At 68.1% G+C, this 15,082-nt stretch carries 12 protein-coding genes, 1 pseudogene and 2 riboswitches; of the genes and pseudogenes, 8 read left to right on the top strand and 5 right to left on the bottom strand.

The genetic code is table 11. From position 1 onward, the window contains the following. Window positions 1-55: 55 nt before the first annotated feature. The 7 genes from G6N20_RS06790 to gcvP all read left to right on the top strand — a co-directional run bounded on the left by G6N20_RS06790 (window position 56) and on the right by gcvP (window position 7,514). Complete coding sequence (locus tag G6N20_RS06790; RefSeq protein WP_083051013.1) at window positions 56-904, top strand: DUF881 domain-containing protein; 849 nt, start codon at window positions 56-58, stop codon at window positions 902-904. A 26-nt stretch (window positions 905-930) separates the two neighbouring features. After that, window positions 931-1,335 carry a glycine cleavage system protein GcvH gene (gcvH, locus tag G6N20_RS06785; protein WP_083051052.1) on the top strand — a complete coding sequence of 135 codons (405 nt, stop codon included), beginning with the start codon at window positions 931-933 and terminating at the stop codon, window positions 1,333-1,335. Window positions 1,336-1,583: 248 nt separating this feature from the next. Further along, on the top strand, window positions 1,584-2,063 hold the full coding sequence (gene garA / locus G6N20_RS06780) for a glycogen accumulation regulator GarA (RefSeq protein WP_276003721.1): 480 nt from the start codon (window positions 1,584-1,586) through the stop codon (window positions 2,061-2,063). Then, window positions 2,060-2,800, top strand: a complete 741-nt coding sequence (gene ftsR, locus G6N20_RS06775; protein WP_083051019.1) for a transcriptional regulator FtsR — start codon at window positions 2,060-2,062, stop codon at window positions 2,798-2,800. The genes garA and ftsR overlap by 4 nt, the downstream gene beginning before the upstream one ends. Before the next feature lie 117 nt (window positions 2,801-2,917). Further along, window positions 2,918-3,412, top strand: a complete 495-nt coding sequence (locus G6N20_RS06770; protein ID WP_083051021.1) for a bifunctional nuclease family protein — start codon at window positions 2,918-2,920, stop codon at window positions 3,410-3,412. Window positions 3,413-3,708: 296 nt separating this feature from the next. Next, window positions 3,709-4,359, top strand: a complete 651-nt coding sequence (locus tag G6N20_RS06765; protein ID WP_083051024.1) for a MerR family transcriptional regulator — start codon at window positions 3,709-3,711, stop codon at window positions 4,357-4,359. A 27-nt stretch (window positions 4,360-4,386) separates the two neighbouring features. Then, window positions 4,387-4,484, top strand: a riboswitch (glycine riboswitch). Beyond that, window positions 4,485-4,610, top strand: a riboswitch (glycine riboswitch). Between the two features lie 33 nt (window positions 4,611-4,643). Further along, window positions 4,644-7,514, top strand: a complete 2,871-nt coding sequence (gcvP, locus tag G6N20_RS06760) for an aminomethyl-transferring glycine dehydrogenase (protein WP_083051026.1) — start codon at window positions 4,644-4,646, stop codon at window positions 7,512-7,514. A gap of 11 nt (window positions 7,515-7,525) precedes the next feature. Here the strand turns inward: gcvP and G6N20_RS06755 are convergent, their stop codons facing one another. Beyond that, window positions 7,526-8,386 (bottom strand): haloalkane dehalogenase, encoded by an 861-nt coding sequence (locus G6N20_RS06755; RefSeq protein ID WP_083051029.1) that lies wholly within the window; start codon window positions 8,384-8,386, stop codon window positions 7,526-7,528. 40 nt (window positions 8,387-8,426) lie between these two features. Here G6N20_RS06755 and G6N20_RS06750 point away from each other — a divergent pair, with 40 nt between their 5' ends. After that, on the top strand, window positions 8,427-9,293 hold the full coding sequence (locus tag G6N20_RS06750) for an alpha/beta fold hydrolase (protein WP_142272159.1): 867 nt from the start codon (window positions 8,427-8,429) through the stop codon (window positions 9,291-9,293). A gap of 92 nt (window positions 9,294-9,385) precedes the next feature. Here G6N20_RS06750 and G6N20_RS06745 read toward each other — a convergent pair whose 3' ends face one another. The 4 genes and pseudogenes from G6N20_RS06745 to G6N20_RS06730 all read right to left on the bottom strand — a co-directional run bounded on the left by G6N20_RS06745 (window position 9,386) and on the right by G6N20_RS06730 (window position 14,987). Further along, window positions 9,386-9,682, bottom strand: coding sequence for a helix-turn-helix domain-containing protein (locus G6N20_RS06745; protein ID WP_083051058.1), 297 nt, complete (start codon window positions 9,680-9,682; stop codon window positions 9,386-9,388). 99 nt (window positions 9,683-9,781) lie between these two features. After that, window positions 9,782-10,404 (bottom strand): annotated as a pseudogene (locus G6N20_RS06740) (CocE/NonD family hydrolase); the annotation flags it as partial. A 15-nt stretch (window positions 10,405-10,419) separates the two neighbouring features. Further along, complete coding sequence (locus tag G6N20_RS06735) at window positions 10,420-12,519, bottom strand: substrate-binding domain-containing protein (protein ID WP_083051031.1); 2,100 nt, start codon at window positions 12,517-12,519, stop codon at window positions 10,420-10,422. 272 nt (window positions 12,520-12,791) lie between these two features. After that, window positions 12,792-14,987, bottom strand: a complete 2,196-nt coding sequence (locus G6N20_RS06730) for a malate synthase G (protein WP_083051034.1) — start codon at window positions 14,985-14,987, stop codon at window positions 12,792-12,794. Window positions 14,988-15,082 lie beyond the last annotated feature (95 nt).

The following is a 15,082-nucleotide window of genomic DNA, read 5'->3' as shown; positions in this document are numbered from 1 at the left end:
GGGGGCACCACCCGCGTGCGGGGGAGAGCGGCGCCATGAGCGCGATGAGGGCCACATGAGCCAGGATCCCGCGGCAACGCAGCACCAGCGCGCCGCAGCCGAACCCGACGCCCAGGCCGCACGGCGCGGCCGGCACGAACTGCCCGCCCACCAACCGCGTCCGCGGATCGGGCGCCTGCGCCGCACCGGGGCGTCGGCAATGCTGTGGGGTGGTCGCACGCGCCTGGTGTTCGGGGCGCTGGCGATCCTGCTGTGCCTGGTGTTGGGGGTCGCGATTGCCACCCAGGTGCGCCAGACCGAATCCGGTGACTCTCTCGAAACGGCCCGCCCCGCAGACCTGTTGGTGCTGTTGGATTCGTTGCGGCAGCGCGAGGCCACGTTGAGCACCGAAGTGGCCGAACTGCAAAACACCCTGAACGCGTTGCAGGCCTCGGGCAACACCGACCAAGCCGCCATCGAAAGCGCGCAGACAAAGTTGGCCGCGCTGGCCATCCTCGCGGGCGTGGTGGGTGCCACCGGGCCCGGTGTCACCGTCAAGATCGACGACCCCGGGCCGGGTGTGGCACCCGAAGCGCTGCTCGACGTGATCAACGAGTTGCGCGCCGCCGGCGCCGAGGCGATCGAGATCAGCGATGGGCGTCAGTCGGTACGGGTCGGCGTCGACACCTGGGTGGTCGGCACCCCGGGCTCGCTGACCATCGACACCAAAGTCCTGTCCCCGCCGTATTCGATTCTGGCCATTGGCGATCCGCCGACGCTGGCCGCGGCCATGAACATCCCCGGCGGCGCCGAAGACAGTGTGAAACGCGTCGGGGCGCGGATATCGGTGCAGCAGGTCGACCGCGTGGACGTGACCACCTTGCGGCAACCAAAACCACACCAATACGCTCAGCCCGTCAAGTGAGCACCAGCGACCAGAACAGGATCACCGTGAGCGATATCCCGACCGATCTGCACTACACCGCCGAACACGAGTGGATTCGCCGCAGTGCGCAGGACACCGTGCGGGTCGGGATCACTGACTACGCGCAGTCGGCGCTGGGCGACGTCGTCTTCGTCCAGTTGCCGGCCGTGGGCACCGAGGTGACCGCGGGCGAAGCCTTCGGCGAGGTGGAATCGACCAAGTCGGTGTCGGATCTGTATGCGCCGGTTTCGGGCACGGTGTCCGCGGTCAACGGCGATCTGGAAGGCAGTCCGCAACTGGTGAATTCCGACCCGTACGGTGCCGGCTGGCTGCTCGATATCCAGGTCGAAAGCTCCGCTGTCGGCGGCCTGGAATCCGCGCTTGCGCTGCTGCTCGACGCCGAGGCCTACCGTGCCAGGCTGACCGAATGACCATTGCTAAGGTCCGACATGCGCGCGCCACCAGCGCGGGCCAGTCAATGACCTAGGAGAAGCCGGGGCATCAGGCTTACGATCCTGCAGTGGCAGGCACATTGTCGATCCACGCGGGGTACGGTCGAGACATCAGCATCGGTAACGCACGTTGAACGGACAGGACCAAAAGATCCGAGTGGGAGACCGGCCGAGCAAACCGGTCAGACAGCGCCACAGCGGCCAGTGAGGAGCAGCGGGTGACGGACATGGACGCGGACAGAGACAGGGACCAGACTTCGGACGAAGTCACCGTGGAGACGACCTCCGTCTTCCGCGCCGACTTCCTCAGCGAACTGGACGCCCCAGCACAGGCGGGTGTCGAGAGCGCGGTATCCGGGGTCGAAGGACTCCCGGCAGGCTCGGCGTTGCTGGTGGTCAAACGGGGGCCCAACGCGGGGTCTCGGTTCCTGCTCGACCAGCCCGTGACGTCTGCCGGACGGCATCCCGACAGCGACATCTTCCTCGACGACGTGACCGTGAGCCGACGCCACGCCGAATTCCGGCTGGAAAACAACGAGTTCAGCGTGGTCGACGTCGGAAGCCTCAACGGCACCTACGTCAACCGCGAGCCGGTGGACTCGGCCGTGTTGGCAAACGGCGACGAGGTCCAGATCGGCAAGTTCCGCTTGGTCTTCCTGACCGGGCCCCGACAGGGTGGCAACGACGGGGGCACCGGACGCCAGTGAGCGCACCCGATAGCCCCACGCTGGCCGGGATGTCGATCGGGGCGGTCCTGGAACTGCTGCGGCCGGATTTTCCCGATGTCACCATCTCCAAGATTCGTTTCCTGGAGGCCGAGGGGCTGGTGACGCCGCAGCGCACCGCATCGGGATACCGCAGGTTCACCGCGTACGACTGCGCCCGCCTGCGCTTCATCCTCACCGCTCAGCGGGACCATTACCTGCCGCTGAAGGTGATCAGGGCGCAGCTGGACGCCCAGCCCGACGGTGAGTTGCCGCCGTTCGGATCTCCTTACGGCGTACCGCGATTGGTGTCGGTAGCAGGCACCGGGACCGGCCGTGGCGCAGAGGACGCGGCGGTGTCGGCCACCCGTCTGCGGCTCGGCAGGGAAGACCTGCTGGAACGCTCCGGAGTGGACGACGATCTGCTGACGGCCCTGCTCAAAGGGGGAGTGATCACCACCGGGCCGGGCGGGTTCTTCGACGAGCACGCGGTCGTGATCCTGCGATGCGCCCGGGCGCTGTCCGAATACGGGGTGGAACCGAGGCACCTGCGCGCCTTCCGCTCCGCCGCCGATCGCCAGTCTGACTTGATCGCGCAAATCGCCGGCCCAGTGGTCAAGGCCGACAAGGCCGGCGCCCGTGACCGCGCCGACGATCTGGCCCGCGAGGTCGCCGCGCTGGCCATCACATTGCACACTTCGTTGCTCAAGTCGGCCGTTCGCGACCTTCTGCACCGCTGAGGACTAGACTTCGTTCGACGGCTTGGTTTTCGGCGGCATGGTGACCGCTACGGCGTTCACCGCGTCGTCGCGCCGAGCGGGAGCTGGACACGCGCCACATGCGGAGGGCAGACACAAATGGGCGAAGTTCGTGTTGTCGGCATTCGCGTCGAGCAGCCGCACAACCAGCCGGTGCTGCTCTTGCGCGAGGCCAACGGTGACCGTTACCTGCCGATCTGGATCGGCCAGTCGGAGGCGGCCGCCATCGCGCTGGAGCAGCAGGGCGTCGAACCACCGCGTCCGCTGACGCACGATCTGATCAGGGATGTCATTGCTGCACTTGGGCATTCGCTCAAGGAAGTGCGCATCGTCGACTTGCAGGAAGGCACGTTCTACGCGGATTTGATCTTCGACCGCAATATCAAGGTGTCGGCCCGGCCCTCCGACTCGGTGGCGATCGCGCTCAGGGTCGGCGTTCCCATCTACGTCGAGGAGGCCGTGCTCGCCCAGGCCGGTCTGTTGATCCCCGACGAAAGCGACGAGGAGGCCGGCGGCGGTGTTCGCGAGGACGAGGTGGAGAAGTTCAAGGAGTTTCTCGACAGCGTGTCACCCGACGACTTCAAAGCCACCTAGCTCGTAGCTCGTCGACGATGCGCGCCGGCACGGCGGGCTGTGAGGGCGCTCGTCAACGTCACGGGTGCGTCTCATCTCACACATTGCGATCTCGACACGCCTCACGGATAGCGCCCACGAGGGCTGGGAACCCTCATACTCTAGTGATGACTTGGTAAGTACCGGGGGTACGGTCGGTGTGAAACGGCGTATGCTCCATAGCACTCGGACCTGAGCAAACGCGGCTGTTGAGCAGCCAGTGACGCACGCTAGTGCAGCAGCTAGTGACAAGAGCGCGATCGGCGAGAGGAAGCACCGTGGGCGAGCGGCCACGTCAAGAACAGCTAGACCTTGCCGACCACGCGGCCGCCACGACCGCCGATGGCAGCGTCGGCGGCAGCGTTACCGGCGGCCCCGCACCCGGCGAACACGTGCAGCCGGGACTGTTTCCCGACGATTCCGTGCCCGACGAGCTGGTCGGCTACCGCGGGCCGAGTGCGTGCCAAATCGCCGGCATCACCTACCGCCAGTTGGACTACTGGGCACGCACGTCGCTGGTGGTCCCGTCGATCCGCAGCGCGGCCGGCTCTGGCAGCCAGCGGCTGTACTCGTTCAAGGACATCCTGGTTCTCAAGATCGTCAAGCGGCTGCTGGACACCGGCATCTCGCTGCACAACATCCGGGTTGCCGTCGACCATCTGCGCCAGCGCGGCGTCCAGGATCTGGCCAACATCACCCTGTTCTCCGACGGCACCACGGTATACGAGTGCACGTCGGCCGAGGAAGTCGTCGACCTCTTGCAGGGTGGGCAGGGGGTGTTCGGCATCGCCGTGTCTGGCGCGATGCGCGAGCTGACCGGTGTCATCGCCGAGTTCCGCGGGGAGCGCGCCGACGGCGGCGAGTCGATTGCCGCCCCGGAAGACGAACTGGCGAGCCGGCGCAAGCAGCGTGACCGCAAGATCGGTTAGCCGGCCGAGTAAACTGGGGCACGCATCGCACCTCACGCGGGAGAGTTCTGTGGCCGCCAGCTACGGACGCCGAAGGAGCAACACCTCTCCGTCAACCTCTCAGGCACCCGGACCGCGCGAGACCATGATGCCTCTGGAAAGCGGTGGCGACCGGTGGCGGTCCCCACCCGCCGATGGGGAAAGGCGACCCGGTGGAACAGGTCGCCGAATCTCTCAGGCGCCTGGCGACAGGTGAAGACAGAGGGAGAGGGCCGCCAGACCTCTGCTTCTGTCAGGAGTTCACCGTGTCCCCTTCGACGTTCGCAGACCGGCACATCGGCCTGGACGCTCAGGCCGTCGCAACCATGCTCGCGGTGATCGGGGTGAACTCGCTCGACGAGCTGGCAGCGAAGGCGGTCCCGACGGGCATCCTCGATACCCTCACCGACGCCGGTGTCGCCCCGGGTCTGGACCGGCTGCCGCCGCCGGCCACCGAAGCCGAGGTGCTCGCCGAGCTGCGGGAGCTGGCCGACAGCAACACCGTCGCGGTGTCGATGATCGGGCAGGGCTACTACGACACGTTCACGCCGCCGGTGCTGGTGCGCAACATCCTGGAGAACCCCGCCTGGTACACCGCCTACACGCCGTATCAGCCCGAGATCAGCCAGGGCCGGCTGGAAGCCTTGCTGAACTTCCAGACCCTGGTCACCGATCTCACCGGCCTGGAGATCGCCAACGCGTCGATGCTCGACGAGGGCACCGCGGCCGCCGAAGCCATGGCACTGATGCACCGCGCGGCCCGCGGCCCGGCCCACCGGCTGGCCGTCGACGTCGACGTGTTCACCCAGACCGCCGCGGTGCTGGCCACCCGCGCCAAGCCGCTCGGCATCGAGATCGTCACCGCCGACCTGCGGGATGGCCTGCCCGACGGCGATTTCTTCGGCGTCATCACCCAGCTGCCCGGGGCCAGCGGCCGGATCACCGACTGGACCGCTGTGGTGGAGCAGGCCCACCAGCGCGGCGCGTTGGTCGCCATCGGCGCCGACCTGTTGGCGCTGACGCTGATCACACCGCCCGGTGAAATCGGGGCCGACGTCGCGTTCGGGACGACCCAACGATTTGGTGTGCCAATGGGATTCGGCGGCCCGCACGCCGGCTACCTGGCGGTGCGCGCCAACCATGCCCGGCAGTTGCCGGGACGGCTGGTCGGGGTGTCCGTGGACAGCGACGGCACCCCGGCGTACCGGCTGGCGTTGCAGACCCGCGAGCAGCACATCCGCCGCGACAAGGCGACCAGCAACATCTGCACCGCGCAGGTGCTATTGGCGGTGATGGCCGCGATGTATGCCAGTTATCACGGCGCCGACGGGTTGATCGCCATCGCGCGTCGGGTGCATTCCCACGCCGATACCATTGCCGCCGCGCTGGGCGATGCGTTGGTGCACGACACGTACTTCGACACGGTGTTGGCCCGGGTGCCCGGTCGTGCCGACGAGGTGCTGGCCGCCGCTAAGGCCCACGGCGTCAACCTGTGGCGGGTCGACGCCGACCACGTGTCGGTGGCCTGCGACGAGGCCACCACCGACGCCCACGTGGCGATCGTTCTGCAAGCATTCGGTGTGGCGGCCACCGGGCGGGCCGGCAAGGCTGTTGGCACCGATATCGAGACGCGCACATCGGAGTTCCTGACGCATCCCGCGTTCACCCGGTACCGCACCGAGACGTCGATGATGCGCTACCTGCGGGCGCTGGCCGACAAGGATATCGCCTTGGACCGCAGCATGATTCCGCTTGGCTCATGCACCATGAAACTCAACGCCGCCGCCGAGATGGCGTCCATCACCTGGCCGGAATTCGGGCGTCAGCATCCGTTTGCGCCGGCGGCCGACACCCCGGGGCTGCGCAAGCTGATCGCCGACCTGGAGAGCTGGCTGGTGCACATCACCGGCTACGAGGCGGTCTCGCTGCAGCCCAACGCGGGCTCGCAGGGGGAGTACGCCGGCCTGCTGGCGATCCACGAGTACCACGCCAGCCGGGGAGAGCCGCACCGCGACGTCTGTCTGATCCCGTCCAGCGCGCACGGCACCAACGCCGCGTCGGCGGCGTTGGCCGGGATGCGGGTGGTGGTGGTCCGTTGCCACGACGAGCCTAGTCGGGCTGGCGACGTCGACCTCGACGATCTGCGCGCCAAGGTCGCCGAACACGCCGACCGGCTGGCGGTGTTGATGATCACCTACCCGTCCACCCACGGCGTGTACGAGCACGACATCGCCGATATGTGCGCGGCGGTGCACGACGCCGGCGGACAGGTCTACGTCGACGGCGCCAACCTCAACGCTCTGGTGGGCCTGGCCCGGCCGGGCAAGTTCGGCGGCGACGTCAGCCACCTGAACCTGCACAAGACGTTCTGCATCCCGCACGGTGGCGGCGGCCCGGGGGTCGGACCGGTGGCGGTGCGCTCGCATCTGGCCCCGTTTCTGCCCGGTCACCCGTTCGCCCCGGAGTCGCCCGCAACCCGGGGGTGCCCCCGGCCGCAGGGGCATCCGGTGTCCTCGGCGCCCTACGGGTCGGCGTCGATCCTGCCGATCACCTGGGCGTACATCCGGATGATGGGCGCCGAGGGGCTGAGAGCGGCATCACTGGCCGCGATCGCCTCCGCCAACTACATCGCCCGCCGTCTCGACGAGTACTACCCGGTGCTGTACACCGGCGAGAACGGCATGGTCGCCCACGAGTGCATCCTGGACCTGCGCGGCATCACCAAATCCACCGGCGTCACCGTCGACGATGTCGCGAAACGGTTGGCGGACTACGGATTCCACGCACCCACCATGAGCTTTCCGGTGGCCGGCACGCTGATGGTGGAACCCACCGAGAGTGAGAGCCTGGCCGAGGTCGACGCCTTCTGTGAGGCGATGATCGGGATCCGCGCCGAGATCGACAAGGTGGGTGCCGGCATCTGGCCTGTTGACGACAATCCGCTGCGCGGCGCACCACACACCGCCGAGTGCCTGCTGGTGTCGGACTGGAATCACCCGTACACCCGGGAGGAGGCCGCCTTCCCGCTGGGCACCGCGTTTCGCCCCAAGGTCTGGCCCGCGGTGCGTCGCATCGACGGAGCCTACGGGGACCGTAACCTGGTCTGCTCGTGTCCGCCGGTGGAGGCGTTCGCCTGAGCGGGTCAACGTCAGCCGAAGCGCTCGATGATCGCCGCCGCAATCGCGTCCGGCGCGTCCTCCTGGATGAAGTGTTTGGCCCGGGGTAACTCGACGAGGACGTGATCGGGAAAGGTCTCGCGCATCCGCGGAAGCGTCGGGCCCGGCCTAAACGCGAGATCCTTCATGCCCCACACCAGCAGGGTGGGCTTGGCGCCCAGCTTCGCCGGAACGTCGCGGGCGAGCCGCTCCAGCAGGGGGCGAGCGGCCAGGATCTGCTTGGGCATCTGGGCTACCCCCAGCCGTGCCTTGGCGTCCGGCTGCACCGCCCGGTAGTGCGCCATCACCGCCTCGCTCGGCCGTCGCTCGGTTCCCGCCGGAATCAACCGCTCCACAAAGAAATTGCGGTGCACAATCGCGTGCTGCAGCGGTGGGCTGGACATGATCCTGCTGAAGGCCTTCATCGCCAGCGTGTCCGCCGGCCAGAACCAGGTGTTGCCCAACACGATGCCGCGCACCCGATCGGCCCGCTCGACCGCGACCGCCATGCCGATCGGCCCGCCCCAGTCCTGACCCATCGTCAGGTAGCCGTCCAGGCCGAGGTGGTCGACGAACTCGCCGACCACGCGCGCGTGCTCGTCGATCGTGTACCCGAAACCGTCGGGACGCTCCGACAGCCCGAAGCCGAGATAGTCGGGGGCGATGCAGCGGAACCGGTCCCGCAGCGCGACGATGATGTCGCGATACAGGAAGCTCCACGTCGGATTGCCGTGGCACAACAGGATCGGCGGACCCTCTCCCTCGTCGACGTAATGCATGCGGCCGCGTGAGCCGCCGAACCAGCGTGACGCGAACGGATACAGCGCCGGATCCGGTGTGAAATCGATGCTCATTACCCTCCTTTGAGAACGCTCACGATGGTATGCCCGAGGTGTGACAACACCGAATGTCCGAGAGTGGCGTGACGGCGGCCGCTGGTTGCAGACGGCGGCCGGACAGGTGTTCGTCCGCTCGGGGCGTGGCGACACGCCGACCGTCCTGCTGCTGCATGGCTATCCGTCCAGCTCGTTCGATTTCCGGGCGGTGGTTCCGCACCTGGCCGGCCAGGCCTGGCTGACGATGGACTTCCTGGGCTTCGGCTTGTCGGACAAGCCGCGCCCGCACCGCTACAGCCTGCTGGAGCAGGCAGATCTGGTGGAGACGGTGGTCGCCGAAACCGTGACCGGCCCGGTCGTCGTGCTCGCGCACGACATGGGCACGTCGGTGACCACCGAGCTGCTCGCCCGTGACCTGGACGGCCGCCTGCCGTTCGAGCTGCGACGAGCGGTGCTGAGCAACGGCAGCGTGATCCTGGAGCGGGCCAGCCTGCGGCCGATCCAGCGGGTGCTGCGCGGCCCGCTGGGCCCGGTCGCGGCCCGGCTGGTCAGCCGTGGGGGCTTCACCCGAGGTTTTGGCCGGCTTTTTTCACCGGAGCACCCGCTGTCGGCGCAGGAGGCCCAAGCCCAGTGGGAGCTGTTGTGCCACAACGACGGCCACCGCATACCGCACCTGCTCATCAGCTACCTCGACGAGCGGGTGCGGTATGCGCACCGCTGGCACGGCGCCGTGCGCGATTGGCCCAAACCGCTGGGCTTCGTGTGGGGCCTGCGCGATCCGGTGGCCACCACGACCGTGCTCGCCGGGCTTCGGGAACTGCGTCCCTCCGCACACGTCATTGAGCTACCCGGGTTGGGGCACTACCCGCAGGTCGAGGATCCGAAGGCCTACGCCGACGCCGCGCTGTCCCTGCTGATCGGATAGCCCAGCTCGGCCACCGTGGGGCGCTCAACGCCGCCGATTACCGCGGTGGCGTGGACGTCGACGTTAGCCCAGCATCTCCTCGATGTAGCGCTTCAACTCCGCCGCCTAGGTAAGGCGATCCGGCGAACCCGCGTCGCCTCCTCGATCCTGTCCAAGACTTGCGGAGTCACCGTCCGTGCTCCGCTTTCGTAGGCCGACGGGTGCGGTTGCGCAATGCCGGTGGCGTGGGCGAGTTGCGCCGGGGTCCATGCGGCCCGTTCACGAAGGGCTCGAATGCGGTCGGCGCTCACGCCCGCCCGCTGCCGCGGGGTGCCGCCGGGTCCGGCTGACCCGCAGGGCCGCCGCTCCCGGCTAAGGCCGCGCGACGGGCAGGTCGACGCGGGACGCATGCGGCCGGCTGCGGTGGACGCGCACGGTCGGTGGTCCGCCGGGGAGGATCGTGAAGTGGCTCGCGTCGGCGCCGGCGACGGCGACACGGATGCGGTGCCCCGGCTGGAAGCCGAATGCGCATACCCGACGTCGAACCAGCCGCTGTAGCTGTAGATGGCCGCCCCCGAGGCCGCGATGTCGCGCCAATAGTTGTGCGGGCTGATCACGTTGATGCTGCCCACGTCGATGGGCGCACCGATCGGCTCGAGGCGGGGGTTCCGACGGTCCGCGTCGTCACGGAACGTCAGCGACACCGCCTGCTTGTGAACGTCGTAGTCGTCGCGATGCGCGGCGACGGCCCCGTCCCGCAGCGAGCGGTCATGGTCGTCTTGCACCGACTTTGCCGTTGCACCACGGTTGGCGCACATCCAGTCGACGATCTCGGCGCCGTCACGGATCTCGTCCGGCGACCATTCGCACACCCGGGCACCGTACGACGCGCCCGACCCGCGCACATCCGCATCGACCCAGGCGTAGCCGCTGGCAACGAAACGTCTCCGGCGCCGCTTATCTGCGGCGATGTGCTGGAAGGGCTTGCCCCCGAAGAGCATCCGCACGGGCCTGCGCAACTCCATCGACCGGTGATAGCGGGTCTGATACCGCATGCCGCGAAATCTCGGGTAGGGGGCTGCGGGCCGTGGATGGTGTACCAGGCCGCATCCGAACCGCAGCGTCTGATCATCGGGCCGTCGGGCGATCAGCTCAAGAAGATGTTGATCGCGGTAGCCAGGTCGGGGGAGGCCGACGTCGTCAGGTTCTGGTAGCTGCCGCCGCTGAGCCGGGCGACTGCTTCCCAGGTTGGCCGGTCGGGGTCGTCGCCGAAGTCGATGACGTTGACCGCGACCGGTTTGGCGGGGTCGGCGCTGGTGCGAATGAACTCCTCCAGCCCGGCACCGTCGAGGGTCCGGTCGGTGTGCGGACCACTGGTGATGACCAGCACCGAATTCTGTTGACCGGCACGGAAATTGGCCAATGCCTCCTGGTAGATCATGCGCAGCGTGGTGAACGACACCGCGCCGCCGCCGGAGGAATATTGTTTGTCCAGCGCGGCCAGCAGAGCCGCCGCGCGGGGCTGGCCGTTGACCTGGTCGGCCAGCGGCCCGGCGGGGACCTCGGTTCGGCCCTCGTGACCGTCGAACGTCCACAGCCCGATCACCGAGGTGGGCGGCAGCGCCTTGATGCGGTTGCCGAGCGCCGTGATCACGTTGGCCAGCCGGCTTTTACCGCCGTCATCGGTGGGCATGGATTGATCCAGCATGATGGTCGCCGCCACGCCGCTCGACGGTATGGCCATGGTGTCGGCCAGCGTGGCGCGCATTCCGTCGTCACCGACCGACAACGCCGCGGGCAGCGCCGCAAAGCTGGTGACCGGGCTGCTCGGCGGCTTGACGCCGTTGACCCGGAATCCCGCTTTGGCCAGCTTGGCGAGTTGCTCGGGCTTGCGCAGGTATCTGGCGAACGCGCTGGCCGCCGTGGTCTGCTCGGACGACAGCCAAGAACCGCTGAGCAGCACCGTGGGATAGTCGGCCACCGCCACCGGCCCGGGTGGCAGCCAGGATCCCAACTCGCTCTTGGCGTCTGGCAACGTTTGGCCGCGCTGGAACAGCTGCTGCTCGGTGGTGATCACCGCGTGCACCGGCGCTGCCGCCACATCGCCCGGTGTGAGCAGCGCGTTCATCGCCTCGGTGAGCGAGTCGTCGGCGAGCTTGGGTTGCCCGCCCATCAAGGTGCGCACCGCGCCGCTGCCCGCGGTTGGTGGCGCACCAGCGGGCGCCGACGCGGCCGCCACCGCCTCGCCGGCCAAGAACGAGGCGTCGCCATTGCCGGTGATCGGCAGCGACAACCGCAGCGACCCCCACGCCGGCAGGCCCAACCCGGCCAACGAATTAGGATTCGTCTGCAGGCCGGGTAACGCCGCCCAGTTCTGGTTGGACAGGGCCCGCTGGAGTTCCGGCCGGACGGCCAGCAGCACCGGCGAGGCCACCCACGAACGGCTGTCGCTGATGGTTTGCTGACCCGCGGCGCCGGCGAGTCGGGCCACCGAAATCGAGCTGCCGGGAATCCACACTCCCGGCTGGCCGCCCAGTTCTGCGGGCCATTTGCCGATGAATCCACTGATGACGGCGTCCGAGCTTGCGGGTTTGACGGCCACCGCGACACATCGGTCACCGATCGGACCGGCGGATGCGTTGTAGCCCTCGGCCAGATCCGTCACCTGGTCGGCGATCGACGGGTCGGCGATGACGGCAACCGTATCCTTGCCTCCCACGCAGCGTGCGGCCGAAAGGTGGGAGCGGTGGGACAACGCGTCGCCGAAGAACCGCCACAGGATCACCCCGGCCACCACCACAACGACCGTGACGAGGGCCACGATGACGCCGATGCTGACTCCCCGCCGCCCCCCGGTGCTGCGGTGGCCACCCTGCCACCCGTCGGACCCGCGATGACCGGCGTCGCGGAACAGCGGCGGCGAACCCTGGCCTTCCGGCCGAAACTCTGGGTGCTCGCCGATGCTGCCGCCCTCACCGAAATAGCGGTCGTCGCCCGAGAAGTGGCCGGCCCGTTCATCGGTGGACGGCGTTTCGTCAGTCGCACGGTCCGCGCCCTGGTAGCCGGCTGGAGCGTTGGCAGCGGCCCACGGCGCGGCCCAATCCCCGTCGTGGCCGACACCCTCCTGGTCACCCTCGCGCGGCCGGTCTTCGGCCCGGTAGCCCGGCACCCACCGCTGGTCGATAAGGGGTTCACCCGACGCGTCGTCGGCGGAGTCCTCCGGGTCGGGCTTGCTATGCCTACCCATTGCGCGGTCCTCTCAGTCGCGGGTGCTCGCTTGTCGACAAACAACGCACCGGCGCAGTCCGATGGGCCCGGCTCTCCCCCGCAAGGGGGAGGTGCCCCCACAGCGGGCCGCTAACGGCCCGCATCGTCACCGGCGCAGTCCAATGGGCCCGGCTCTCCCCCGCAAGCGGGAGGTGCCCCCACAGCGGGCCGCTAACGGCCCGCATCGTCACCGGCGCAGTCCAATGGGCCCGGCTCTCCCCCGCAAGCGGGAGGTGCCCCCACAGCGGGCCGCTAACGGCCCGCATCGTCACCGGTCCGGGCCTTAAACTCGCGCCGACGGCGGTGCAGGATCGGTTCGGTGTATCCGCTGGGCTGCTGCCCGCCGCACAGGATCAGGTCCTGCGCGGCCAGGAAGGCGATGCTGTTGTCGAAGTTGGGCGCCATCGGGCGATAGGCCGGGTCGCCGGCGTTTTGCCGGTCCACCAGCGGCGCCATCCGTTCCAGGCTGGCGCGGATGTCCTCGCTCGTGATCACGCCGTGCCGCAGCCAGTTGGCCAGCAACTGGCTGGAGATCCGCAGGGTGGCGCGATCCTCCATGAGCGCCACATTGTGAATATCGGGCACCTTCGAGCAGCCGACGCCCTGCTCGACCCAGCGCACCACGTAGCCGAGGATGGACTGGCAGTTGTTGTCCACCTCCTCGCGGATCTCCTCGGGCGCCCAGGCCAGTTCCTTGGCCAGCGGAATGGTCAACAGCTGTTCGACGGTGGCACGCCTCTTGCCCATCAGCTCCCGTTGCACGGCGGCCACGTCGACCTGGTGGTAGTGCATCGCGTGCAACGTGGCGGCGGTGGGCGAGGGCACCCAGGCGGTGGTGGCGCCGGCGCGGGGATGGGCGATCTTCTGCTCGACCATGTCGGCCATCAGCTCGGTCATGGTCCACATACCCTTGCCGATTTGGGCACGGCCGATGAACCCAGCGGCCAGGCCGGCGTCGACGTTGTTGTCCTCGTAGGCCAAGATCCACGGCTGGCTCTTCATGGTGCCCTTACGCACCATCGGGCCGGCCTCCATCGAGGTGTGGATCTCGTCGCCGGTGCGGTCCAGGAAGCCGGTGTTGATGAAGACCACCCGGTCGGCGGCGGCCTTGATACACGACCTCAGGTTGAGGGTGGTGCGCCGCTCCTCGTCCATGATGCCGACCTTCAGGGTGCCCTGCGGCAGACCCAGCACGTCTTCCACCCGGCTGAACAGCTCGCAGGTGAACGCCACCTCTGCGGGCCCGTGCATCTTGGGCTTGACGATGTAGATCGAACCGGTGCGGCTGTTTACCAGCGGCCCGTTGGCATCACTGGCTTTCAGGCCGTGGATCGCGATCAGGCCGGTGAACAGGGCATCCATGATGCCTTCGAACACCTCGTTGCCGTCGGCGTCGACGATGGCGTCGTTGGTCATCAGGTGACCGACGTTGCGAACGAACAACAGGCTGCGCCCGGGCAGCATGAACTGGCTGCCGTCGGGCGCGGTGTACCCGCGGTCCTGGTTGAGCACCCGGATGAACGAGGAGCCGTCCTTGTCCACTTCCGCGGCCAGATTGCCCTTGTTGAGGCCGAGCCAGTTGCGGTAGCCGAGCACCTTGTCATCGGCGTCGACCGCGGCCACCGAGTCCTCGAAGTCCATGATCGTGGTGATCGCCGATTCCAGGATCACGTCCTTGACTCCGGCGCGGTCGGTGGCACCGACCTGCGACCGCGGGTCGATCAGGATCTCGATGTGCAAGCCGTGGTTGACCAGGAGCACCGAACTCGGTGATTCGGCCGCACCGGTGTAGCCGGCGAACTGACCGGGGTTGGCCAGCCCGGTGGACCCGTCCGCCAGCGCCACGACCAGCGCCCCGTCGTGCACCGTGAAACCGGTGGCCTCGGCGTAGGAGCCCGACGCCAGCGGCACGCTGTTGTCGAGGAATCCACGCACGTAGGCGATGACCTTGTCGCCGCGAACCTTGTTGTAGCCGCGGCCTTTTTCGGCGCCGTCGCTTTCCGGGATGACATCGGTGCCGTACAGGGCGTCGTAGAGGGATCCCCACCGCGCGTTGGCCGCGTTCAGCGCGAATCGCGCGTTGAGGATCGGCACCACCAGCTGCGGGCCGGCGGTTGTGGTGATCTCGTCGTCGACCCCCGAGGTGGTGATGGTGAAGTCGTCCGGTTCCGGCAGCAGATAGCCGATGTCGGTGAGGAACTGCCGATATGCCTGCATGTCGAGTGGCTCGATCACCCGATGCCGGTGCCACTTGTCGATCTGGGCCTGCAACTCGTCGCGGGTGTTCAGCAGGGCCCGGTTCTGCGGGGTGAGGTCGGTGACGACCTTGTCGACGCCCGCCCAGAAGCTGTCCGGCTCGATCCCGGTGCCAGGCAGGGCCTCGTTGTTCACGAAGTCGTAGAGCACCCGTGCGACGCGCAAGTTGCCCACCGACACGCGATCTGTCATCACTTCCTCCCTCACTGGCAATTAGCTCAGACTACCGGCCCACGGCACGACCACCGCATCCGGCGACCCGCAACAGCAGGTCACAATAGGCCAAC

Source organism: Mycobacterium shinjukuense, from assembly GCF_010730055.1.
GTDB classification, from domain to species: domain Bacteria; phylum Actinomycetota; class Actinomycetes; order Mycobacteriales; family Mycobacteriaceae; genus Mycobacterium; species Mycobacterium shinjukuense.
Note: the sequence above shows the minus strand (reverse complement) of the source record. Positions and strands in the feature narration are given on the sequence as shown.